The 22,392-nt window shown below is 59.7% G+C and carries 26 protein-coding genes; 12 read left to right on the top strand and 14 right to left on the bottom strand.

Features of this window, described 5'->3' with window-relative positions; genetic code table 11:
* Positions 1–41: 41 nt before the first annotated feature.
* On the bottom strand, positions 42–1,241 hold the full coding sequence (locus C9E81_RS11330) for a PAS-domain containing protein (RefSeq protein WP_166461890.1): 1,200 nt from the start codon (positions 1,239–1,241) through the stop codon (positions 42–44).
* A 453-nt stretch (positions 1,242–1,694) separates the two neighbouring features.
* On the bottom strand, positions 1,695–3,008 hold the full coding sequence (locus C9E81_RS11335; protein WP_122112473.1) for an ActS/PrrB/RegB family redox-sensitive histidine kinase: 1,314 nt from the start codon (positions 3,006–3,008) through the stop codon (positions 1,695–1,697).
* An 89-nt stretch (positions 3,009–3,097) separates the two neighbouring features.
* On the opposite strand from C9E81_RS11335, the gene C9E81_RS11340 reads away from it, so the two are divergent.
* From C9E81_RS11340 to C9E81_RS11350, 3 genes are all read left to right on the top strand, one after another.
* A complete protein-coding gene (locus C9E81_RS11340) occupies positions 3,098–3,727 on the top strand; it encodes an SCO family protein (protein ID WP_166461891.1) in 630 nt (209 codons plus the stop codon).
* Between the two features lie 60 nt (positions 3,728–3,787).
* Positions 3,788–4,342, top strand: coding sequence for an ActR/PrrA/RegA family redox response regulator transcription factor (locus tag C9E81_RS11345; RefSeq protein WP_122112474.1), 555 nt, complete (start codon positions 3,788–3,790; stop codon positions 4,340–4,342).
* A gap of 76 nt (positions 4,343–4,418) precedes the next feature.
* Entirely contained in the window at positions 4,419–4,730 is a 312-nt protein-coding gene (locus tag C9E81_RS11350) for an H-NS histone family protein (protein ID WP_122112475.1), read from the top strand.
* Between the two features lie 40 nt (positions 4,731–4,770).
* On the opposite strand, the gene C9E81_RS11355 is transcribed toward C9E81_RS11350, so the two are convergent.
* From C9E81_RS11355 to C9E81_RS11365, 3 genes are read right to left on the bottom strand one after another with little or no spacing between them, the layout of a single operon-like run.
* Positions 4,771–5,382, bottom strand: coding sequence for an HD domain-containing protein (locus tag C9E81_RS11355; RefSeq protein WP_122112476.1), 612 nt, complete (start codon positions 5,380–5,382; stop codon positions 4,771–4,773).
* Positions 5,383–5,394: 12 nt separating this feature from the next.
* Positions 5,395–5,937 carry a protein-export chaperone SecB gene (secB, locus tag C9E81_RS11360; protein WP_122112477.1) on the bottom strand — a complete coding sequence of 181 codons (543 nt, stop codon included), beginning with the start codon at positions 5,935–5,937 and terminating at the stop codon, positions 5,395–5,397.
* Positions 5,938–5,995: 58 nt separating this feature from the next.
* On the bottom strand, positions 5,996–6,526 hold the full coding sequence (locus C9E81_RS11365) for an FxsA family protein (RefSeq protein WP_122112478.1): 531 nt from the start codon (positions 6,524–6,526) through the stop codon (positions 5,996–5,998).
* Positions 6,527–6,636: 110 nt separating this feature from the next.
* Between C9E81_RS11365 and C9E81_RS11370 the strand changes: the two genes are divergently transcribed.
* On the top strand, positions 6,637–7,293 hold the full coding sequence (locus C9E81_RS11370) for a Tim44/TimA family putative adaptor protein (RefSeq protein WP_122112479.1): 657 nt from the start codon (positions 6,637–6,639) through the stop codon (positions 7,291–7,293).
* Position 7,294: 1 nt separating this feature from the next.
* Entirely contained in the window at positions 7,295–7,882 is a 588-nt protein-coding gene (locus tag C9E81_RS11375) for a Smr/MutS family protein (RefSeq protein WP_122112480.1), read from the top strand.
* A gap of 5 nt (positions 7,883–7,887) precedes the next feature.
* Here the strand turns inward: C9E81_RS11375 and C9E81_RS11380 are convergent, their stop codons facing one another.
* Both C9E81_RS11380 and C9E81_RS11385 read right to left on the bottom strand, forming a co-directional pair.
* A complete protein-coding gene (locus tag C9E81_RS11380) occupies positions 7,888–8,067 on the bottom strand; it encodes a PLD nuclease N-terminal domain-containing protein (protein WP_122112481.1) in 180 nt (59 codons plus the stop codon).
* 198 nt (positions 8,068–8,265) lie between these two features.
* Complete coding sequence (locus C9E81_RS11385; RefSeq protein WP_122112482.1) at positions 8,266–8,952, bottom strand: response regulator transcription factor; 687 nt, start codon at positions 8,950–8,952, stop codon at positions 8,266–8,268.
* A 131-nt stretch (positions 8,953–9,083) separates the two neighbouring features.
* Here C9E81_RS11385 and ribA point away from each other — a divergent pair, with 131 nt between their 5' ends.
* Positions 9,084–10,142, top strand: a complete 1,059-nt coding sequence (gene ribA / locus C9E81_RS11390; protein ID WP_122112483.1) for a GTP cyclohydrolase II — start codon at positions 9,084–9,086, stop codon at positions 10,140–10,142.
* Complete coding sequence (locus C9E81_RS11395; protein ID WP_122112484.1) at positions 10,139–10,657, top strand: L,D-transpeptidase family protein; 519 nt, start codon at positions 10,139–10,141, stop codon at positions 10,655–10,657. The genes ribA and C9E81_RS11395 overlap by 4 nt, the downstream gene beginning before the upstream one ends.
* A gap of 55 nt (positions 10,658–10,712) precedes the next feature.
* On the opposite strand, the gene C9E81_RS11400 is transcribed toward C9E81_RS11395, so the two are convergent.
* Positions 10,713–11,357: a dihydrofolate reductase family protein gene (locus tag C9E81_RS11400; RefSeq protein WP_122112485.1), complete on the bottom strand. Its 645-nt coding sequence runs from the start codon at positions 11,355–11,357 to the stop codon at positions 10,713–10,715.
* A 97-nt stretch (positions 11,358–11,454) separates the two neighbouring features.
* Here C9E81_RS11400 and C9E81_RS11405 point away from each other — a divergent pair, with 97 nt between their 5' ends.
* A complete protein-coding gene (locus tag C9E81_RS11405; protein ID WP_122112486.1) occupies positions 11,455–11,997 on the top strand; it encodes a winged helix-turn-helix transcriptional regulator in 543 nt (180 codons plus the stop codon).
* A gap of 141 nt (positions 11,998–12,138) precedes the next feature.
* Here the strand turns inward: C9E81_RS11405 and C9E81_RS11410 are convergent, their stop codons facing one another.
* The 6 genes from C9E81_RS11410 to C9E81_RS11435 form a co-directional block, all read right to left on the bottom strand.
* Positions 12,139–12,939, bottom strand: coding sequence for a cation transporter (locus C9E81_RS11410; RefSeq protein WP_122112487.1), 801 nt, complete (start codon positions 12,937–12,939; stop codon positions 12,139–12,141).
* Positions 12,940–13,146: 207 nt separating this feature from the next.
* Complete coding sequence (locus tag C9E81_RS11415; RefSeq protein WP_122112488.1) at positions 13,147–13,608, bottom strand: GNAT family N-acetyltransferase; 462 nt, start codon at positions 13,606–13,608, stop codon at positions 13,147–13,149.
* A 224-nt stretch (positions 13,609–13,832) separates the two neighbouring features.
* On the bottom strand, positions 13,833–14,783 hold the full coding sequence (locus C9E81_RS11420; protein WP_122112489.1) for an MBL fold metallo-hydrolase: 951 nt from the start codon (positions 14,781–14,783) through the stop codon (positions 13,833–13,835).
* Positions 14,784–14,816: 33 nt separating this feature from the next.
* Positions 14,817–16,154: a TRAP transporter large permease gene (locus tag C9E81_RS11425; protein WP_122112490.1), complete on the bottom strand. Its 1,338-nt coding sequence runs from the start codon at positions 16,152–16,154 to the stop codon at positions 14,817–14,819.
* Positions 16,147–16,746 carry a TRAP transporter small permease subunit gene (locus C9E81_RS11430; protein ID WP_122112491.1) on the bottom strand — a complete coding sequence of 200 codons (600 nt, stop codon included), beginning with the start codon at positions 16,744–16,746 and terminating at the stop codon, positions 16,147–16,149. Before C9E81_RS11430 ends, C9E81_RS11425 begins: the two co-directional genes overlap by 8 nt.
* A gap of 29 nt (positions 16,747–16,775) precedes the next feature.
* Positions 16,776–17,807 carry a TRAP transporter substrate-binding protein gene (locus C9E81_RS11435; RefSeq protein WP_122112492.1) on the bottom strand — a complete coding sequence of 344 codons (1,032 nt, stop codon included), beginning with the start codon at positions 17,805–17,807 and terminating at the stop codon, positions 16,776–16,778.
* A 191-nt stretch (positions 17,808–17,998) separates the two neighbouring features.
* On the opposite strand from C9E81_RS11435, the gene C9E81_RS11440 reads away from it, so the two are divergent.
* The 4 genes from C9E81_RS11440 (at position 17,999) to C9E81_RS11455 (ending at position 22,377) form a co-directional block, all read left to right on the top strand.
* A complete protein-coding gene (locus tag C9E81_RS11440; protein WP_122112493.1) occupies positions 17,999–18,751 on the top strand; it encodes an SDR family NAD(P)-dependent oxidoreductase in 753 nt (250 codons plus the stop codon).
* Positions 18,752–18,768: 17 nt separating this feature from the next.
* Entirely contained in the window at positions 18,769–20,511 is a 1,743-nt protein-coding gene (locus C9E81_RS11445; RefSeq protein ID WP_122112494.1) for an FAD-dependent oxidoreductase, read from the top strand.
* Between the two features lie 104 nt (positions 20,512–20,615).
* On the top strand, positions 20,616–21,446 hold the full coding sequence (locus C9E81_RS11450; protein ID WP_279432714.1) for an IclR family transcriptional regulator: 831 nt from the start codon (positions 20,616–20,618) through the stop codon (positions 21,444–21,446).
* Between the two features lie 163 nt (positions 21,447–21,609).
* Complete coding sequence (locus tag C9E81_RS11455) at positions 21,610–22,377, top strand: transporter substrate-binding domain-containing protein (RefSeq protein ID WP_122112496.1); 768 nt, start codon at positions 21,610–21,612, stop codon at positions 22,375–22,377.
* Positions 22,378–22,392: the final 15 nt, after the last annotated feature.

The raw sequence follows: 22,392 nt of genomic DNA on the forward strand, positions 1-22,392 counted from the left end.
TCAGGCAATTGATCGGAGGCAGGTCCGTGTCGCGGAATCAATCAATAGGCTCCCACTGCGGCGGAAAGCGAATTTTCCGCCGGTTTCGACGGAATGGTAGCCGTCTCCGGCTTTACCGCCCTGTTCATCCGGAAACACAGCATCCTCTGCCCGCCGCTGATTTGCGAAACAGTCCAGCCGATCAACTGCCCCTCCGGCCCTGATATCGCGCCGTTGCTGCGTTTATCCTCGTCTTCTGACATCAGCAGGCGTTCACACAGGGCATCGAATCCCGGACCAGCCTTGATTCTGGTCTTCCAGCCTTCAATGGCATCAAGCACCGTGCGCGCATCCCCTCCCCAGAGATCCCGGTAAGCCCTGTTGGACAGGACGAGCTTTCCGCCTGGCCCAAAGACGACCAATGCATCGTCCAGCCCGTCCAGAACGGTCTTGCCCATCAAGAGCTCTGCCCGAAACTCCCGGGTCATCGAGGTTTCCGAGGTGATATCCTCGAACAGAAAGGCGACAGCGCCATCGGGATGCGGGCAGCCGGTCACCCTATAGGTTTGTCCACCCGGAAGCGACCATTCCTCGACATGATGACCAGATGCGGCAGCTGCTTCGAGATTTCCGATCGTCTTTCGCCAACTGCGGTAATCCCTGGGTTCGGGCACCACGCGGCGTTCCCGGAGCTGATCAAGAAAATCCACCAGCTTTGGTCGGGTGGCCAGCATCTCGGCGGGCAAGCCGGTCAGCTCGATCAAGGCTGGATTGAAAAGCTGCAGATTCCGCTGCCGGTCGAAAATCGCCAGCCCGATATGCAGGGCGGCGAATGTCTTGGTCAGGGTCTGGACGAATTCACGCAGAATGACCTCTGCCCGCACTGCGGCGTCCGCAGGCAGGGCGAAGAATATTGTCTCGTCCCCATAAGCGTGACTGTAGCAATCGAACCAGTATGTCTTGCCATCGGTTTCCAGCGTGGCCCGGCAGAACTCTGCATCGGTCCTTGGCGGGTCAAGCAGCCGGGGCAGTGGCCAACCGAGGGAGGCGACTTCCTCGGCACGTTTCAGATAGGCCGCGTTCGCCCAGGTAATGCGATCTTGCGCATCCTGCCGCCAGATCAAGGTCGGCGTGTTGTCGAGTGCATGCCGCAACAGGTCGAGTTCTTCCTTCATGGCCTGTTGAGACAGTGCATCGACACTGACGGATGACTGTTCGGGCCGAATATCCGACAGGGTCAGGCGTGTCAGTTGCTCTCCCATGTTTTCAATCACAAGGAGAATTTCATTTCCCTTTGGGCCATTGCTCCCAACGAGTTCGATTCTATCCGGACGTTCAGGCTTGCTCAGTTCCACTGCCGCTTCCGGAAAGCGAGCCTCGATCCAGCCCTGCAGCCTCTGCCATTCGGAACCCTTGGCGCAGCGATGACTCAGCAGGCTATGGGCCGGGGGGGTAGCATCAATCAGTTTTTTGTTTTTGAACAAAAATACTGTCGGAATATGACGGTCTGCGGCACCGCCCCTGGAACCCCGCCCATTGCGGCCACGCATATGATCCCAGGCCCTTATCAATGCCATTGCGAACAGGACTGACAAGGTTCCAACGACAAAAGCCAACTCGGCAATCCATATGACAGAAGTATCCACCAGGAATTCCTTCGACGCTCAAACTCAACCATAAGGAGAATTACGTCAAAGGAAAGTAAAGATCCAGCCTCAGCTTTCCTGATGCGGATTCTCGCCAAGCGCGGCGCGGTCATCGATGCGCAGTCGATCCAGCGGCCAGATGACATCGACCGCTGCTCCGGGACCACCATTTGAGAAACGCAGGCGCGCGCCGGACCTCTCCAGCAGGGTCTTGGCGATAAACAGGCCCAACCCCATCCCCTCATAACCTTCACGATGGGCTCCGGTCCGGCGACTGGTCAGATAGGGATCGCCGATGCGGGCAAGCAGGCTGGGCGGATATCCCGGCCCATCATCCCGAATGGAGACGGACAGTTCGTGATTATCATGCGTGGCTTCGATCACGACATGTTTATCCGCGAAATCAACCGCATTCTGTATCAGGTTACGCAACGCATGGATGATCGCCGGATCCCGGCGAACGCTGATATCAGTCGCATGAATCTCCAACGATGGACCGCGATCGGCATGGGGTCCGATGGCATCCTCTATGATTGTGCTCAGCGGGGCGGAACGCAGCAGCAGATCGTCCTTTCCCGCCCTGCCCATGCTGCGCAGGATATGCGCGCACCGATCAGCTGAATCACGCAGGCTGGCAAGATCGTCAGCCAGCTCAGGGCGGTCTTGCCATTCGTCGATCAGTTCAGACGTGATGAGCTTGATGGTGGCCAGAGGCGTGCCCATCTCATGCGCGGCGGCGGCCACGACACCTCCAAGATGCTGCAGCCGCTGCTCTCGCGCCAGCGCCATCTGCGTGGCGAACAGCGCATTCGACGTGGCCGATAGCTCGGCCGTGACGCGATGCGCATAGCCCGAGAAAAAGAAAACCCCGATCACCAGGGCAAGCCAGTGCCCAATATCGAGGAGGGGATCAAGCCGCATGGCAGTTCCGTCGGGATAATGCACGGGAATTGCCAGCAATGCCGATAAAGTGATCAGCGCCACCGTGGCAACCCCAAGCGCGAGCGTATGCCGTGCGTTCAGCGCGGTCGCGGCAATCGTTACAGGCGCAAGCACCAAAAGCGCGAACGGATTGGCCATGCCGCCAGTCAATCCCAGCAAGGCAGAGATTTGCGCAACGTCGAACAGCAGCTGGAACACGACGCTGTCAGGTGAAGTCCGCGCGGGGGCCTGCAGAAACAGCCACAGATTCATACCGCCAGCAGCGGCGATCAGCAGCAGGGCCGGAAGGACGGGAAAAACCATCCCCATCGCCAATGCCGTGATGACCGCGGCCAGTTGCCCGGCAATTGCAAACCATCGCAATAGTGCCAGCGTTCGCATTCGAATTGGCTCTGCCTGAGGGATTTTTTCCGCAAAGCTTGCTGGTCCGGCTTCTGACATGGACAATTCCCGATGCGACAATGCGCGCCTTGATACCGGCCACTGGATAAGCAATCAATGCATGTAGCGATTCAAATCAGGGCAAGCAAATGGCAGACCGCAAGCTTCTTTTGATGGGCACCGCAATTACAATTGCTGTGCTCGCCGCCGGTACGGCCTATTTGACGCTTGGCAGGAATGGCGACATTTATGCGCAATGCAGCAAGAGCAACGTCGCCGGGGGGATGGACAGTTTCGGCACATCCTTCACCCTCACCAATCAGGACGGTAAGCGCGTTACGGATCAGGAGGTTTTCTCGAAACCCTCCTTGCTGTATTTCGGTTATACATTCTGTCCCGATGTCTGCCCTCTCGACAGCGCCCGAAATGCCGAGGCTGCGGCAATCCTGAATGATCGCGGTGTGGAACTGCAAACCGTATTCATCACTGTCGACCCGCGCCGCGACACGCCGGAGGTTCTGGCGGATTTCACGGATGCGTTTTCAGACGATATGATCGGGCTGACTGGCACCGACGAGGAAATCGCGGCGGTCAACAAGGGATGGCGGAATTACTACAAGTTGAACGACGAGGAGGACGACGAATACTATCTGGTTGACCACATGACAAATACCTATCTGGTCATGCCGGGAAATCAGACCGTCGAATTCTTCTCGCGCGATGAAGCCCCCGAAGTCCTGGCGGATCGCGCGGCCTGCTTTATTGACGCGGCAACATAAGCTACAAGCAGCCAGCAGCGCCCGATTCAACGGGCCTGGTATTTCGATCAAAGGCTGCGCATGTCGGAAAACACCTTGGACAAAATTGGGCCGGACCCTTCCTTGCTGCTTGTCGATGACGATGAAATCTTCGTCAATCGGCTTGGCCGCGCAATGGAGAAACGTGGGTTTCGAACCCGAACAGCGCTTGGCGTCGCAGAGGCCGAGCAAATGATCGCAGAGGCACCGCCCGCCTATGCCGTGATCGATCTCCGGCTCGAGGACGGGCATGGGCTGGACGTGGTGGATCATCTGCGGGAGCGCCGTCCCGATGCGAGGATTATTGTTCTGACGGGTTACGGAGCGATCGCAACGGCGGTTGCGGCGGTAAAAATGGGCGCAACCGATTATCTGGCGAAACCGGCCGATGCAAATGACGTGACGTCCGCATTGTTGTCCACTACCGGTTCACTTCCCCCTCCTCCCAATAATCCGATGTCCGCCGACAGAATTAGATGGGAGCATATTCAACGCGTTTTCGAGCAATGTGATAGAAATGTCAGCGAGACTGCTCGCCGGTTACATATGCATCGAAGGACATTACAGCGAATTCTTGCCAAGCGCGGACCCCGATAATAATTGAAAATAGATTTTTCTTTTCTCAGTGCGTATGATTCGCCACCTGAGACATGTATCTATGTGAAAGCAAAAAATGGACATTGATTTCGACAAGATGTCGCTGAAGGAATTGCGAGCCCTTCAAGCAAAATTGGAGCGCGCCATCAATTCCTACGAAGACCGGAAACGGCGAGAGGCACTGGCAGCAGTTGAAAGTGCAGCGCGTGAATATGGCTTTAACCTGGCCGAACTGACGGGAAGCAAACCAAAGCGTGCAGGCACGGTAGCCCCGAAATACGCCAATCCAGAAGACCCTACACTGACCTGGACCGGTCGCGGCCGCAAGCCGCGTTGGGTTCTGGAGTGCCTGGAGAATGGCAAGACCCTGGATGATCTGCTGATCTGACCCCGATAAAGTGACTGCATTATCGCAGTCACTTTATCATTCATAACTTTACGCTATCGATATCATTAAGAAGCCGAGTGAATTTCTTTAGAAATTCACCTCGAACCTCCATCGGTGGACGTATCCTTATTTCCAGATCTTCCAGAATATGTTCACATGAAATCGGAAACAGCTTTTCTGCTTCGTCCGTAGAAAATCCGGCAATTTGAACAGCTTCAAGCCGGGCCGATATTCGGTCGGCCGATTTTATACGTCTTTTGACCGGCGCCGGTATCTCCGTTGGCAATCCAAAGCGGCGATGGATTGCCGTCGTCAATCTTTCGTCCATCTCACCGTATTCTCGTCCCAGCGCCGCCTTCACCGGGGAGATCATGTCGCCGATGACATATTCGGGGGCATCGTGCAGCAGGGCCGCCAACCGCCAGATAGGCTCTTCCTCCGGGTTCAGGCGGTCAAAGATATGCTCGACAAGCAGCGAATGCTCGGCCACCGAATATGGCCAGTCACCGCGCGTCTGGCCATTCCAGCGCGCAACAAAGGCAAGGCCATGCGCGATATCCTCGATCTCGATATCGACCGGAGTGGGGTCAAGAAGATCAAGGCGGCGCCCGGACAGCATCCGCTGCCAGGCGCGCCGTTGCTTGGCAGGCATCGCCTTCTGCCGTCAGGACGGTTTAGGGCCGTCTGCGGCGGCCGGTTTCTGTTCCGATGTCTTTTGTTGCTGCGCCCGCCGCGCCAGTTCCTGGCGATACAGCGCAACGAAATCCACCGGCTCCATGTTGAACGGTGGGAATCCACCATCGCGGGTCAGGTCCGAAATGATGCGGCGCACGAAGGGAAACAGCATTCGCGGGCATTCAATCATCAGGAACGGATGCAACTGTTCCTCGGGAACGCCTTCGATGTGGAACACGCCGCCATAATCCAGTTCGGCCAGGAACAGGGTCTGGTTGTCGCCCTTGTTCTTCGAGGTCACGCGGAATTTGGAGATCACCTCATATTGATGTTCCGTGCCGCGTTTGCGCGCATCCAGACTGACCTGCACGGTGATTTCAGGCTGCACATCGCCCGTGGGCGCACCCTTCTGGGCAACCGCGTTCTCGAAAGACAGGTCGCGGATAAATTGCGCCAGGATCTGCATCCGAACCTGCTGCTGCGGTGTCTGCTCTGGCTGGGCAGCCCCGTTCGATTGGCTTTCATCGGCCATGTTCGTAAACCTCTCTATGCGAACTCGGCCTAGCTTCTAGCAGGCGCGCTGTTTTGTCTCAATGCCGTGTCCAGCCGGAATTCCCCCGCTTTTCATTATTCGACGGCGAAATATCCGGCGGCACCGGCGGTTTTCGCCGCGGCTCGTCTTCGACAACGTAATCGCCATCTATCACGCCTTCACCATAGGGCGGACGATGCGGCTCGCGCGGTTCTGCGGACCCGGCCATATTCACGTGCGCGACATGAATACGGCTGGCCAGCTTGCGCATGACCAGATTCCGCATTCCGGGAATCAGCAGCAACAGGCCGACCGTATCGGTGAAAAATCCCGGCGTCAGCAATAGCATGCCCGCAACAAGGATCATGACACCATGTGCCAGCGGGCGGGTGGGATCACGCAGTTCGGAAAAGCTTCGGTTCACCTCGCCCCATGCGCGAGCGCCCTGGCTGCGCAGGAGTGCGGTCCCGGCGATTGCGGTCAGCACGACGATACCCAGCGTCGGCCACAGACCGATCAGGCCGCCGATCTGAATGAACAGGGCGATCTCGATGATCGGCACAGCGAGGAAAAGCCAGAATAGCGACATATGAACCCCTTTCCGACCAGGGCGGCAACTGGACTTGCCCCGGCTCAATCCCTACATAATGGGGAAGCTTGAAGATACCAACCGATGTGCACAGAATTGAGGTTCACTGAATGTCAAATCCGATGATCCAGTTGCTTGTACTGGCCGCGATCGCGATTTTCCTGATTTTGCGGCTACGCAATGTGCTGGGTACCCGGGACGGATTTGAACCGACCAAAACCGAGCCTCCCCGAACGGACCGTCGAACATTCGAGGTCATCGACGGAAGCGCAAATGAAGTCGACCATGACATTACGGATCATGTCGAGGCCGGCAGTCCCAACGCCGACGCTCTGGCCGCGATGAAACGTGCGGAGCCGTCCTTCGGTGTCCGCGAGTTCCTGAACGGTGCAAGATCGGCGCATGAGATGATCCTGCTGGCATTCGAACGAGGCGACATTTCCGAGATTCGCCCATTCCTGGCCGAAGAGGTTGCCAGCGCATTTCAGTCGGTCATCGATTCCCGTAACGAACTGGGTCAGACAGTCGAGGCACAGTATTTGGGAACACGCGAAATCTCGATATCCACTGCCGAATTTGACGGCAATTCGGGAAGCGCGGAAATCACCGTCCAGTTCGTGGCCGAACTGATTGTAGCGACCCGCGACGCGGATGGAAAAATCGTTGAGGGCGATCCCAAGATTTCCCGCAAGCAGCGGGATCTTTGGACCTTCAGCCGACGCATGGGGCAGGACGACCCGAACTGGCAGCTTGTCGCGACCGGCTAAGATGGCACGGCGGCGCAGGGGGCTGACGCCCGAAGAGCGGGAACTATGGTCCCGTGTAACACGCACCGCCGAAGCCTTGCACCCACCCCGGAAACCCTCCGATCCTTTGCCAGGACCGCTCGCCGGTTCCGATGCGAAACCGGCTGCAGAGCCGGCCGGATTGCCGCGTTTTCGTATCGGGCAGTCCATCTCGCCCTCAAAGACCGCGCATAACCAAGCGCCCAGCCCGGCCGAAAGCTTGACAGAGGCGTCCTTGCGTATGGACCACAAGCTTCACAAGCGCATGACCCGAGGCAAGATGCGGCCGGAGGCACGGCTTGACCTGCACGGCATGACGCTCGCGGCGGCGCAACCGGAACTGGCCGGTTTTATCCTGTCCTGTCACGCGAATGGCCTTCGACTGGTTCTGGTAATCACCGGTAAGGGGCGTGGGGATCACGGCCCCCTGCCGACACGGCCCGGAGCGCTGCGGCATCAGGTGCCTTACTGGCTGCACCAGATGCCGCTGGCCAAGGTGGTTCAACAGGTCACCCCGGCTCACTACCGGCATGGCGGCGAAGGGGCCTATTACGTCTATCTGCGCAGGTAGCGGTCTCAGAGAGAGACGTTCGACCTGGGCCCCGCAAAATACCAGATGATCAGGCCCAGGATCGGCAGAATGACAATAATGGCAATCCACAGGATTTTCTTGCTCATCGGCTCATTCGTGTTGATGATCTGCGCAATTGCCCAGACATCCAGAACGAAGACGACAATTCCGAATACATAGTCCATTTCCCGATCTCCTGTCCGCCCTGACACGTCAACACCCGGCAGGCCCGACCGGTTCCCCGGAATTGCTGCCGCCAAGACGAAACCCCGGCGCACAGGGCACCGGGGCATCAGAGAGAGAGAGGTATGGCCGCATCCACCGGCCATTGGGCTTCGGCAGTAAAACGCGACGCTGCCTGATCGGTTCCATCCGCCCCCGGATCAGGCAATCAGGCGATAGCCGCCGGATTCGGTCACCAGAAGCCGCGCGTTCGAGGGATCGGGCTCGATCTTCTGGCGCAGGCGATAGATATGGGTTTCCAGCGTATGCGTGGTGACACCGGCATTATATCCCCAGACCTCGTGCAGCAGGATATCACGCGGCACGACTCCATCCTGTGCGCGATAAAGGAATTTCAGGATGTTTGTTTCCTTCTCGGTCAGCCGGATCTTGCGATCCTTCTGATCGATCAGCATCTTCATCGCCGGCTTGAAAGTATAGGGCCCAAGCTGGAAGATCGCGTCCTCGGATTGCTCATGCGTGCGAAGCTGGGCGCGCAGACGGGCAAGCAGAACCGGGAACTTGAACGGCTTGGTCACGTAATCGTTAGCCCCGGCATCCAACCCAAGGATCGTATCCGCATCGGTGTCATGCCCGGTCAGCATGACCACCGGGCATTTGACATTCAGCTTGCGCAGCTTCTTGCACAGCTCGCGGCCATCGGTATCGGGCAGCCCCACATCGAGAATCACCAGATCATAGATCGCATTCTTCGTTGCTTCGACCGCTTCGGCGCCGGTTCCGGCCTCGATCACTTCGAAGTCATCGGTGGCCGCCAATTGCTCGGCCAGAGCCTCGCGCAGGTCTTCCTCGTCATCGACCAGCAGGATTTTTTTCAGTCCAGGCATGTTGCCTCCTTTGCGTCATTGCGCAAAGGAGTGGGGACAAGCCAGCGCGCCGTCCAGCAACATGTCGGAATTATCACATGGAGTTGTCGGAATAAGGCGCTATGTTTCAGAATGTTTCAAAATCGCCAGCCATGAGCCTGATCCCAACACTCGCCGAAACCGTCTCTCGCGCCCGCGCTGATTTGCGCATGGGGCTGCCGGTCATGATCGACGACCATCTCGTTGCTGCGGTCGAAACACTGTCAGCGGAACGGCTGTCGGATATCCGCGCATTGGGTCAGCCTGTGCTGGCCCTGACCGCCCGCCGGGCCGAGACATTGAAGGCCCGGGTCTATGACGACGGTCTCGCACGGGTCCTGGTGCCGGAAGATGGCGATCTGCCCTGGCTCAGGGCGCTGGCCGATCCGGCAGGCGACCTTATGACCCCGATGAAAGGACCGTTACTCACGCAACGTGGTGGAGGGGTCCAGCCCCATCAGGCGGCACTCGCGCTGGCCAAATCGGCGCAGCTTTTACCGGCAATGCTGATGGTTCCCGCAAAGGCACAGCCTGGCCTGACGGTTCTGGCGGCGGGACCGGTGCTGGCGCAACTGGCCGGAGAGGCCGCGATGGCACCGGTCGCCGCCGCCCGGTTGCCGCTTCTGGCGGCAGAGCACTCGCGCCTCCATATATTCCGGCCAGATGACGGCGGGGCCGAGCATTATGCGATCGAGATCGGCGATCCGCCCCGCGACGCCCCCGTTCTGACCCGGCTGCACTCTGCCTGCTTCACGGGCGACGTGCTTGGCAGCCTGAAATGCGATTGCGGCCCGCAACTGCAATCGGCACTGACCGCGATGGGACAGGCAGGGGCCGGCGTATTGCTTTATCTTAACCAGGAGGGCCGCGGGATCGGCCTGGCCAACAAGATGCGCGCCTACGACCTGCAGAATCAGGGTTTCGATACGGTGGAGGCGAACCATCGCCTTGGTTTCGAGGATGACGAGCGCGATTTCCGCATCGGCGCAGGATTGCTGCGGCGTTTGGGCTTTGACAGCGTGCGGCTGATGACCAACAATCCCCGCAAGGTCGAGATGCTGGAGGGACAAGGCATCAGGGTTACCGAGCGTGTGGCGCTGATCACGCCCCGTAACCGGTTCAACACGGATTATCTCGACACCAAGGCCCGCAAATCCGGGCATCTCCTATGAGTCCGCAAGACTTGGTATTGACCCCCCGGGGAATCCGCTTTCTCGGGCGTGTTTTGCCCTGCAGTATCGGTAAATCCGGCATAACCACGGCCAAACGGGAAGGCGACAAGGCCACGCCCGCCGGGGAGCACCGGATCACCGGCCTCTGGTATCGCCCGGACCGGCTTGCCGCCCCTGCCCCATGGGCACGCCCCATCGGTCCCGGCGACTTGTGGTGCGACGACCCTGGCCACCCCGCCTATAACCGTCATACCCATGCGCCGCTTGCCGCCAGCCACGAGTGCCTGCGTCGTTCCGACCCTTTATACGACCTGATCCTGACCACCGACTGGAACTGGCCCGAGGCGATCGCCGGATGGGGTTCGGCCATCTTCCTGCATCAATGGCGCCGCCCCCGTCATGGCACCGAAGGCTGCATCGCCTTCGCCCGCCAGCATCTCATCTGGATCGCCCGGCGTGCCGCTCCGGGCACGCGCCTGATCGTCCCGGCGCGAGCCCAGCACTCTTTGTCCTGAAGAGCAGCGACCCGCAGCCTGACTGGCCCCGGGTCGCTACGGGACAGGCGATCACCTACCTGGTCAGCACAACATGGGTGGCGCTCTCCGTGGCTACATGCTCGGTGCAGCGGAAACCAAGACTGGCCGTGTCGATCCCGGCAAAAAAATGCTCGCCCCTGCCGAGCAAAACCGGACTGATCGCAAGATGCATCTCGTCGACGAGCCCCGCTTCAAGATATTGCCGGATGGTCGCAACGCCACCGCCAAGCCGCACGTCCTTGCCTCCGGCGGAGGCCCGGGCCCGTTCGAGTGCGGCATGGATGCCATCGGTGACGAAGTGAAAGACCGTGCCGCCCTCCATCTTGATCGGTTCGCGGGGATGATGCGTGAGCACGAAGACATCCGTGTGATAGGGCGGGTTGTCACCCCACCAGCCTTTCCACTCATCATCCGGCCATTCGCCCCGGACCGGTCCGAACATGTTCCGCCCCAGGATCCAGGCGCCGATATTGTCGAACCCGCGCGCCACGAAATCATCGTCCGGGCCGCTTGTACCCTCTTCCTTGCCCATCACCTTCCTCTGGAAGTTGCGGGTCGGAAACACCCATTTGTGCATGGCCTCACCACCTTCACCAAGCGGGTTGTCGATGGTTTGGTTCGGACCGGCGCCGAAACCATCAAGCGACAGGCTGAAACAGCAAACGCGAAGTCTGGACATGATAAATTCCTCCCCCTGATCTGATTGCAAGAAGCAACTGGTTGTGCTATCGCATGACTGATCTTATTTTGCAACTGGTTTTCGAGGAGGGTGTGAATTGGATATCGAGCGACGGTCTGGCTGCCCGATCAACCTGACGATGGAAGTATTGGGCGACCGGTGGAGCCTGATCGTCATCCGCGACATCATGTTCGGCAATCACCGGCATTTTCGCGAACTGCTGACGCATTCCGTGGAAGGAATCGCGTCGAATATCCTGGCCGCGCGGCTCAGGCGCCTGGTGGGCCTTGGGTTGCTGGCCAGGCAGGACGATCCCAGCCATAGCCAGAAAGCTATCTACAGCCTGACCGAACCGGCAATCCAGCTGTTGCCGGTTCTCGCGATGATCGGCGCTTGGGGATGCAGGCATTTGCCGGTCAGTGAAGAGCTTGGCATTCGAGCACGGCTTCTCGAGGACGGAGGCGCGTCAATGTGGGAGCGGTTCATGAACGAGTTGCGCCTGATCCATATCGAGGATCCGGTTGGTGGCGCCCATGGCCGTCATGTTTCATCCGTCCTTGCCGATCTGACCGCAGCCTATCAGCAAGCGCGGGACAATGCGTCCGATGCGCGGTCGCCCGACTCTGCCGCAAGCCGGTAAGCCGGTGCCGGCCCGATCGATATCGACGCTTTCCGCCACCGTCAGCTTTCCCTGACCTGATCGAAGCGCAACAGCCACAGGGCGCTCATCGTAACCAGCACCATGCCCCGGTATCGGTCAGGATCGTGATCCGGCGTCCGGTTATGCCAGGAACTCATCGCCACGCCGATATCTGCTTGCTTCTTTCAGAAACGCGGTCTTGGGAACCAGGTTCGCCAGCGCCCGGATGACCTCACGCGCCTTGCCGGCGGCAACATCCTTCAACAGTTCTCCCACGGCAAAGAGAAAGACGACCAGCGCCGCCTCTTCCGCTGGGCCGATAAAAACTGCACTGACGGCCGCGATCGTCATCAGGCTTTCGATCGTGAAAGGTTGGCCTGTGCGCAGCGCCTCGGTGGCGCACTTCGTCACTGGCGCCACGCCGATCAGAGCAGCGGCGACAAAGGCCCAGTAGCCATAACTGGCCGATGTCATGATTTCTACAGCCCATGCCAGCGCCAGCAAACTACCGACGAAAGCGACCAGCCGGTCCTTACCAGTCCGGTGCCAGACCTTGCCCGCATCGACAGGTTCGGAACACCGTGGGATATTTTCCGTCTCGCCATGCCCCGCCCCGGCATGAAACCTACGGTCAAGTCCCGGTCCGGCGAGTGCGCCACACGCGAACCTGTCATGCGCCACCGCGGGCGGGATTCCTGCCCCATGGCCTGTGGCCTTCTCCTCATGTCGCCAAATGCCATAACCCAACCGGCGGACGGTTTCTTCGACCCGGCGGGGATCGGTGGTGCCCGGTTCAAGCATCAGCGAAAGCTTCTCGCTTATCAGCGCAACCCTGACATCGCTGACTCCGGGCAAACGCTCCACCGCCTGCGCCACCTTTCTGGTGCAGGCAGCGCAATCCATGCCATTGACCGCCCATTCCCTTCGCGTCGCATCTTTCATCTCTGGTCTCCTGGTCCGGCGCAGTGCCGGATCACATGTTCCGTCGATTCGAGAAGCTAATCTCTCTAGTGGCCAGAACTTCAAGGGGTTTCTCCTGCTGACGATACGAAAGCCCGGAATAACTGGCGGCCCGGTATGACAGCACCAGCAGACGGGAAAGGCGGATACTGGAGAGTGAAGAACTGATCGCGTGAACAGCGCCGGCGTCTAGGAGAGGCGCAGCGCCATACTCCAGCGATCTAACCCTGGACCAAACCCGTCGGGTGTGATCCTTGAGAGGGTAAAGCCAAATCGCTCATAGAAACCACGAGAATGCTGGCTTGTTTCTATCGTCAACTCGGCAATGCCCGGAATCGAGTTCGCCAGTGCCAGCCGGGCCTGCATCAAACCGGTCCCCAATCCTTGCCCATGGAGCGCATGATCTACCATTCCCCATTCCAGAGACGCCCGCCCCTGCACTTCATCGGCAAGCAGCCCGCCGCAAGCGACCACCGAGCCGTTGCCTGTGAGCACCAGATAGGTCCTGCCCCGAATACCGAGATTTTCCAGGAACTCGCAAAACTGCGCCCGCTCTTCCGGTGCAAAATATGTTGGCAAATTGCTGTCAAATATTGCCAGACAGGCGCTGAAATCGTCGGCGTCATAGGGACGGGATGATATTTCACTCATGCTGCAAGCATAGTGGGGATAATCCATGGCCGTCTATGGCCATGACCGATTTACGGCGACTTTGGCCGGGCCGCCAGCGGCTGCAGATTTCCGCCCGGGAATATCCACATCTCTTCTGCATATCTGCGGCATCGCACCGGATAGCACGGTGCTGCCCGTTACAAGTGACTTTCATGACGGGTACGACAAGAGGATGCGGAAACTGCTCCACCGCCGCCACTCCGCTATTTCTGCAGGAGGTCCCACATCATCCGGTCGCGCTCGGCCGTCCAGATGCGGGGGGTATCTATGCCACGGGCCTCATCCCATGCGCGGCCGACATTGAAGGGCAGGCAATGTTCATAGATCGCGTAATCGCCGAATTTCGGGTCGCATTCAGCGCGGACGGCCGCCGCCGCCTGCTCGATCGTGCCACCGGCGGCGGCGATACGGGCCACGGCGCGATATGTGCTGTCAACGAAATCGCGGGTATTGGCCACAGCCCTGGAAACCATGTCGCGGCCCAGCAGCGCATCGCCACGCCCCGGCGCGATCGAAGCCGGATCATAGGCCATGATCCGGTCCAGCGTGCACCCCCAATCCGCAAAATGCCCGTCTCCGCAATAGCAGGCCGAGTGATATTCGACGATATCGCCGGTGAACATCACCTCCTGATCGGGCACCCAGACAATCGCATCCCCCGCCGTATGCGCCCGTCCCGGCTGTATGATATCGACGCGGCGATTGCCCAGCCAGACTGTCATCCGGTCGCGGAAGGTCGTCGTGGGCCAGGTCAGGCCGGGGATTTCCTCATGCCCTTGGAACAGGCGGGGAAAACGTCCGAATTCGCTGTCCCAATCCTCTTGCCCGCGCTCGACGACCTGCGCGCGCGAGATCTCCGACATTATGATTTCCCGGGCGTTGTAGGCCGAGGCTCCCAATACGCGAACGGCATGGTAGTGGGTCAGAACCAGATGGCTGATCGGCTTGTCGGTCACTCCACGCACCGCCTCGATCACCTTGCGGGCAAGGCGCGGCGTGGCCTGCGCCTCGACCACCATCACGCTGTCATCGCCGATAATGACTCCGGAGTTGGGATCGCCCTCGGCGGTGAAGGCAAACAATCCCTCGCCGATCCCGGTGAAACTGATCTTCTTTTCCTCCAGATCGCCATGGGAGGCAAATTGCTTGGCCATTGGATGCTCCTTGATGATGGGTTGATGGGAAGCCTACCGGTTTGCCATTGGCAAGCTTAGCACAATCTGAGGCAGCAGGATCACGAGGATCAGCGCGAGTATCTGGATCAGCACGAAGGGCATGATGCCGCGATAGATCGTGGCGATCGGCAGATCCGGCACCACCCCACGAAGATAGAACAGCGCATAGCCGAAGGGTGGGGTCAGAAACGAGGTTTGAAGATTCACCGCCAGAAGGATCGCGAACCAGATCATCACCTGATCACCCGGCAGACCGAAATCCAGAGCCGCTACCACCGGGGCAACGATGGGAACCACGACCAGAGTGATCTCGACCCAATCCAGAAAGAAGCCCAGCACGAAGATCAGCGCCATGATGACGAACAGCACGAAGTAGGGATTGCTTTCGTCGATCCTGAACATGTCGATCATCATCTGGTCGCCACCAAGACGCCGGAACACCACCGAGAAGATGGACGCCCCGATCATCACGAAAACGATCATCGCCGTGGTTTTGCAAGTATCGAATACGGCGCTTTGCAAGGATTTCAGGCTCAATCCACCCGACAGCAACGCCAGCAGAGTCGCACCAGCGGCTCCGATGGCGGCGGATTCCGTGGGGGTGGCGACTCCGGCGATGATCGTGCCCAGAACCGAGAGGATCAGCAGTAGCGGCGCCAGCATGTCCCGGACCAGCGACCAGATTGCCCGCGCCATTCCCGGACCATCGTCCGAGCGTGGCGGTGCAGGCATCTTGTGAGGTGCGAACAGCGCAATACCCAGCAGATACAGGAAATACATCCCGGCCAGCAGCAGTCCCGGATAAATCGCTCCCATGAACAGATCCCCGACCGAAAGCCGCATCTGATCGGCCAGGATGATCAGCATGATCGACGGCGGCAGCAAGATGCCCAGGGTTCCCGACGCCGCGATCAGGCCCGAGGCGAGCTTGACGTCGTAATTTGCCCCACGCATGGCTGGCATGGCCATCATGCCCATCAACACGACCGAGGCGCCGATGATACCGGTCGAGGCAGCCATGATGACGCCGATGATTGCGATCGCAAAGGCATAGCCACCGGGGGTAGAGCGGAACAGGGCGGCCAGCGAATGCATCAGTCTTTGCGCGATGCCGGAGCGCTCCAGCATCAGGCCCATGAAGACGAAAAGCGGAATGGCCACCAGCAGCCAGTTGGTCAATGTGCCGGAATAGATACGTTGCACGCCCATCGACAGGAACAGCACCGGAATATCGGCCAACAGCGATAGCAGGATCCCGATTCCGGCAAGCACGAAAGCGACCGGATAGCCCGAGAACAGCCCGCAGCCAAGTGCCACCAGCATCACGATCGGCCATAGATATTCAGCCATTTTCCGCGCCCTTCGCGACCGCGGAATGCTCCGGCCCCTGCGCCGGGATTTCTCCGCGCAGCAGGACGATAGCGGTTCCAATGCCCCGCAGCAGACCCAGCAGACCCAAAAGGGCGAATGCCACGGGCAGCGCCCCCTTGATCAGCCACCGGGCACCCAGCCCGCCCTGACTGGAACCCTCGCCGGTGCTCCACGCCGTTTCTGCGAAACCCCAGCCATACCAGGCAGTAATCGCGCAGAACGGCAGCAGGAACAGCAGGTCCCCGACTATCTGCACCATGGCCTTTTGACGCCCGGTCATTTTCATGGCGAGCACATCGACCGAGACATGGCTGCCGTCACGCAGAGCCCAGACACCGCCGAACAGCACGATCAGCGAGAAGATATACCATTGTATGTCAGTCAAGCTGTTCACGGTCAGCGCCTGGCCGAACAGAAAGATTTCCCCGGGCCAGTCGATCAGGGTGGTCCAGCCAAAGATGGCGGCCACCACCGTCAGCAGGATGGCCAGCATCAATGGCAGAACCAGCCAGCTGAACCATTTCCCCGGAAGGCATATCAAGTCGATCAGGCGGGTGAGTATTCTCGGCATCGGGCCTCCTCCGGGTCGGTTGCGCGCGATCAGCGGGATAATGCCTGCAGGGTGCCCCACTCGCCCACACTGTCGATATAGGCCTGCATCGACTCAAGCGCCTCGGCAAAGATCGGATCGGCTTTTGCCTGCTCGGCCAGAACCTCTTTCGAAGCGTCCCGCAACGCGGCCAGCACATCGTCGGGCAGGCGCTTGACCTCTACCCCCGCATCCCGGATCTCGGCGATCGCCTCTGCCTGAGCGTCGATCTGGTCATGCAGGTTCCAGGCGATATTCGCCTGACAGGCATCTGTCATGATCTGCTGCGTGCGCTCGTCGAAGCTGTTCCAGACATCCATGTTGATGATGATGCTGTCCCAGCTGGACGGCTGATGCCAGCCCGGGAAATAATAGGTCTTGGCGACTTTCTGGAAACCCAGCCCGAGATCGAGTTGCGGGGCCGAGAACTCCGCCGCGTCGATACGTCCGGTCTCAAGGCTCAGATAAATCTCTCCTGCCGGAACAAGCTGGGTGTTGACGCCCAGCTTGGCCATGGTCAGCCCACCAAGCCCGGCAATCCGCATGTTCAACCCCTTGAGATCGTCAACGCCGCTGATTTCCTTGGTGAACCAGCCTCCAGCCTCGGAGACGACCAGATGGCAGGGCAAAACCTTGACGTTGAAGGGGTCATAAGCCTTCTGGATGATCTCGAGCCCGCCGCCCTCGAACATCCAGCCAAGCGCAACCTCGGGTGATGGACCAAAGGGCATCGCGCCGACCAGGCCTGCAACCGGGATCTGCTCGGACCAGTAGCCTATCCAGTCGAAGCCCATGGGCAGAGCGCCAGAACTGACGGCGCCGAACACCTCGAAGGGCGGGACGAAATCCCCCGCGCCATGCACATTGATCGTGACCTCGCCATTGGTTGCGCGGGAAACCCGCTCGGCCCAGAGCCCGGGGCTGGGTCCGATAGAAGGGGTATTGAGCCCAAAGACGCTTTGCAGATCATAACTTTCTCCGCTTGCCCAGGTAGCGAAGCTGCAGCTTGCCACCAGAATCGAGGCCAGGACCGAATTTCTCATTGCTTCCTCCCAGATCAGCGCCCGCTCCCACAGACGATTTTGACAGAGCGCATGCCGCCCTCCGCTTCAAGCTTTTTAGCTTATTACAAATTCATTTGCAATATACAAATTTTTTGCTATCTCGAATGAGACGACCCGGCCCCTTGCGGCCAAGGGACAGAATGCTCGGAAACTGGGGAGGCCAAGAGACAATGCTGGAAATTCAAGGACAAACGGCCGTCGTGACAGGGGCGGCGCAAGGCAATGGCCGAGCCATCGCCCAAGGACTCGCAAGAGCGGGAGCAAGGGTCGCTTGTTGCGATATTCAGGATAAACCGCTGCAGGAACTGGCCGACGAGATCCGCTCGAATGGTGGCGAGGCATTACCCTTGCACCTGGATATCGCGGATGAGGCGTCCTGCCTGAACGCCGCACAAAAGATTGCCCAGCATTTCGGAAACGCTTCGATCCTGGTCAACAATGCCGGGATCATCCGGCGCACCAAACCGGACGCAACCAGCTTTGCCGAGGATTGGCGGGCGATCATGGCGGTCAATGCGACAGGGACGATGCAGATGATTCGAGCCTTCCTGCCGCAGCTGCGCGCGACGCGGGGTCGAATCGTCAATCTCGCCTCGATCATGTCGGTGATCGCCGGGCCGGGGCAGACAGCCTATGCCGCCTCGAAAGGGGCGGTGATGCAGATGACAAAGGCATTGGCGCATGACCTTGCGCCCGATGGAATTCGCGTCAACGCGATCGCTCCCGGCGTGATCGAAACCCCGATGACGGCCCCTACACGCGCCGATCCGGAGGCCATCGGGCGCTTCATGGCGCATACCCCCATGCGCCGCCCCGGCAAACCGGAAGAGCTGGTCGGGCCCGTCCTGTTCCTGACCTCGGATGCCTCCAGCTATGTGACCGGCGCGCTGTTGCCGGTGGATGGCGGCTATCTGGCCGCTTGAGACAAGGGATTCACACCATGCAGGATAGCGAAATTCAGCATATCACCCCGCCGCGCCGGATCGACACCGATGTTCTGGTCATCGGTTCGGGTGCGGGAGGGCTGGCCACGGCGGTTTCGGCCGCATATCGGAACCTGTCGGTCATCGTCACCGAGAAAGAGCCGGTCTTCGGCGGCACCACCGCGCGTTCCGGCGGGTGGATGTGGATTCCCTGCAATGCTCCCGCCCGCCGCGCCGGCGTGCAGGACAGCCGCGAGAAGGCGCGGACCTATCTGCAACACGAAACCGGAGAGCATTTTGATGCCGCGAGGATCGACGCCTTTCTGGATGCCGGGCCGAAAGCCGTGGATTTTTACGAAGCCGAGACCTCGCTGCAATTCGATCTTGGCCCGACTTTTGCCGATTACCACCCGACCGCGCCGGGTGGCATGGATGGGGGGCGCTCGATCGTGGCCAAACCGTTCGACGGGCGTGAACTGGGCGACGAGATCCGCCGCCTCCGCCCGCCTTTGCAGGAGATCACCTTCCTGGGGATGATGATAGGCTCGGGTAAGGAACTTCTGCATTTCTTCAATGTGATGCGCTCACCCGTGTCGGCCTTTTACGTGGGCAGGCTGTTCCTGAAATTCCTGCGCGACATGGCGTTCCATGGCCGCCCGATGCGGCTGATGAACGGTAACGCGTTGGTCGGGCGGCTGGCGAAATCGATCTTTGACAAGGGAGGAGAGATCTGGACCTCATCGCCCGCCCTGAAACTTTTGCGCGACGACAAGGGGGCAGTCACCGGCGCGCGCATCCAGAAGCCGGACGGCCCGGTCGAGGTGATCGCGCGCAAGGGCGTGGTGCTGGCCGCCGGAGGCTTTCCGCAGGATCCGATCCGCCGCAAGATGCTGATGCCGCACGCACCGACAGGCTATGAACATGTCTCGCCCGCCCCGCCCGGCAATACCGGGGACGGGCTGCGGCTTGGCGAAAGCGTCGGCGCGACCGTGGATACCTCTCTGCCGCATCCGGCCGCTTGGGTGCCGATCTCGCGTCCGCGCCGCCCGGATGGCACGCTCGGCACCTTTCCGCATTTCGTGGATCGTTCGAAACCCGGCGTCATCGCCGTCACCCGTTCGGGCCGTCGCTTCGTAAACGAGGCAAACAGCTATCATGACTTCTGTCAGGCCATGGTCAGGCGCTGCCGCGAGGAATCCGGCCCGGATGGAGAGATCGCCGCATGGTTCATCACCGATCATCGCGCCTTCCGCAAATACGGCCTGGGTTTCGCGAAACCCGCCCCGGTTCCCTATGGCAAGCTGATCCAAGATGGCTATCTGCTGCGCGGCGAGACATTGCAGGATCTGGCGGCACAGTTCGGAGCCGATGCGCGACAGCTGGATGAAACCGTGAGCAGGTTCAACGAATATGCCGTCAGCGGAGAAGATCCCGAATTCGGCAAGGGCACGACCAGTTACAACCGCTCGCTCGGTGATCCGGACCATGGCCCGAATCCCTGCCTTGCGCCCATCAAGGACGGTCCGTTCTACGCCGTGCGGCTGCATGTGGGCGATCTTGGCACCTACGCGGGTCTCAGGACCAATGAAAACGCACAGGTCATCACCCCGGAAGGACAGCCGATCGCGGGGCTGTATTCCGTTGGCAATGACGCCGCTTCGATCATGGGTGGCAATTATCCCGGAGGTGGCATCACACTTGGCCCGGCAGTCACCTTCGGCTGGATCGCGGCCCGTCACATGGCAGGGGGAAATGATTGAACAGTGTCCCTCTGCCCCATCATACGGTTGGAATAGCGCCACTTGGTTGCCGCCCGCGAAAAGCAGGGATAGCCTGATCGGATTTCCAGCATGAGGATCGGACAATAGCCAATTCGGACCATACAGGCGGCAGGAAACCCGCCAGGGCGCAAAGAGGCGTTCAGACCGTCGAAACGGCGGCAATGATCCTGCGCGCCTTCACCGAGGCCGCCGGCCCCATGAAACTGAGCGAGCTCAGCAATCGTGTCGGCATCGCGGCGTCGCAACTGCACCCCTACATGGTCAGTTTCCGCAATACCGGGCTCGTCGAGCAGGTCGAGGGCACGCAATATGCCCTTGGCCCTTTCGCGCTGGAACTCGGGCTGGCGCGGCTGCGGAATCAGGATGCGTATATGGAGACGATCCGGCGCGTGCCGGAACTCGCCGAAGAAACCGGTTTGATGGTGGCAATCGCGGTCTGGGGTCAGCACGGCACGACGATTGTCTATGTCCATGACAGCCCGCGAAGGATTCATTCCTATGTGAAGCCGGGCAATATATTCGAACTCGGCATCACCGCCACAGGCCGCCTGTTTGCCGCCTTCCTGCCCACCGAGGCGACCGAGGACCGGATCACCGCGGAATTTGCCGCGCATAACAACCATGACGTTCATTCTTTTGGCATCACCGAGGAATGGTTCCGTGCCCGCGTTCGGGAAATCCGCGAGATGGGCTACGAGATAACCGCCGACATCCCGATCCCGGGTGTGAGTGCCGTTGCCGCCCCGGTTTATGATCATACCGGGGCATTGCAGCTTTCGGTTACTGTCATTGGTCCAAGCAGGCTGACCGATCTGAACCGGGATGGTCCTGTCGTTACATCCTTGCTGGAATTTACACGCAATCTTTCGTCCGATCTCGGATATGGCGGGGGCAACCAGCGCCATATTTCCTGAAAAGGCGGTATGATCATTCTTCCATGCTCGGATTTTGCAGGGACATGATGGCAGGGGCCTCAGCGGCAATCCCGGCCGGGCCCGCCCAGTCAGCTTGACGCTCCAGTAGCGGCCCGACATAGTGGCCGGGATTAAAGGACATTCAGGTTAAGGGAGAAGACCTATGAAACACCCATTGAAAACGGTAATGCTGCTTTCCTGCTTTGGCGTGGGTCTGGGTCTTGCCGGTATGGCCAATGCTCAGGACCAGGCCCTGGACGTGGTCACGGACCCGAGCTTTGTGCCATTCGAAATGATGGATCAGGATTCCGGCGAAATGGTCGGTTTCGACATTGACATCATAAACGAAGTTGCCGAACGGGCCGGCTTCGAAATCAACCTGCGGACCATGGACTTCAACGGCATCATTCCCGCCGTGCAGACCGGTAATGTCGATATCGCCATCGCCGGGATCACCATCACCGAGGAGCGCGCCAAGATCGTCGATTTCTCGACTCCTTATTATGACAGCGGCCTGCGCCTGCTGGTTGGCGCCAATGACGACAGCATCGCGACTGTCGAGGATCTCGAGGGCAAGACCGTCGCCACCAAGATCGGCTCGACCAGCTTCGATTACCTTCAGGAAAACCTCGGCGACAGCGCCGAGATCACGCCCTATCCGGGTTCCAGCGACATGTATATGGCCCTGCTTGGCGGAAGCGCCGATGCCGTCTTCTACGACGCGCCCAATGTCGGCTATTTCTCGCAGACCCAGGGCGAAGGCCGGGCCAAGACGGTCGGACCGCTTTACGAGGGTCAGCAATACGGCATCGTTCTGGTCAAGGACAGCGAATGGCTTGAGCCCGTGAACGAAGCCCTCGCCGCCATGAAGGAAGACGGCACCTACGACGAAATCCATACGAAATGGTTCGGCAGCGCGAGCGAAGAGTAACGCCCGCGCCTCGAT

It is taken from the genome of Paracoccus alkanivorans (genome assembly GCF_003697785.1).
GTDB classification, from domain to species: domain Bacteria; phylum Pseudomonadota; class Alphaproteobacteria; order Rhodobacterales; family Rhodobacteraceae; genus Paracoccus; species Paracoccus alkanivorans.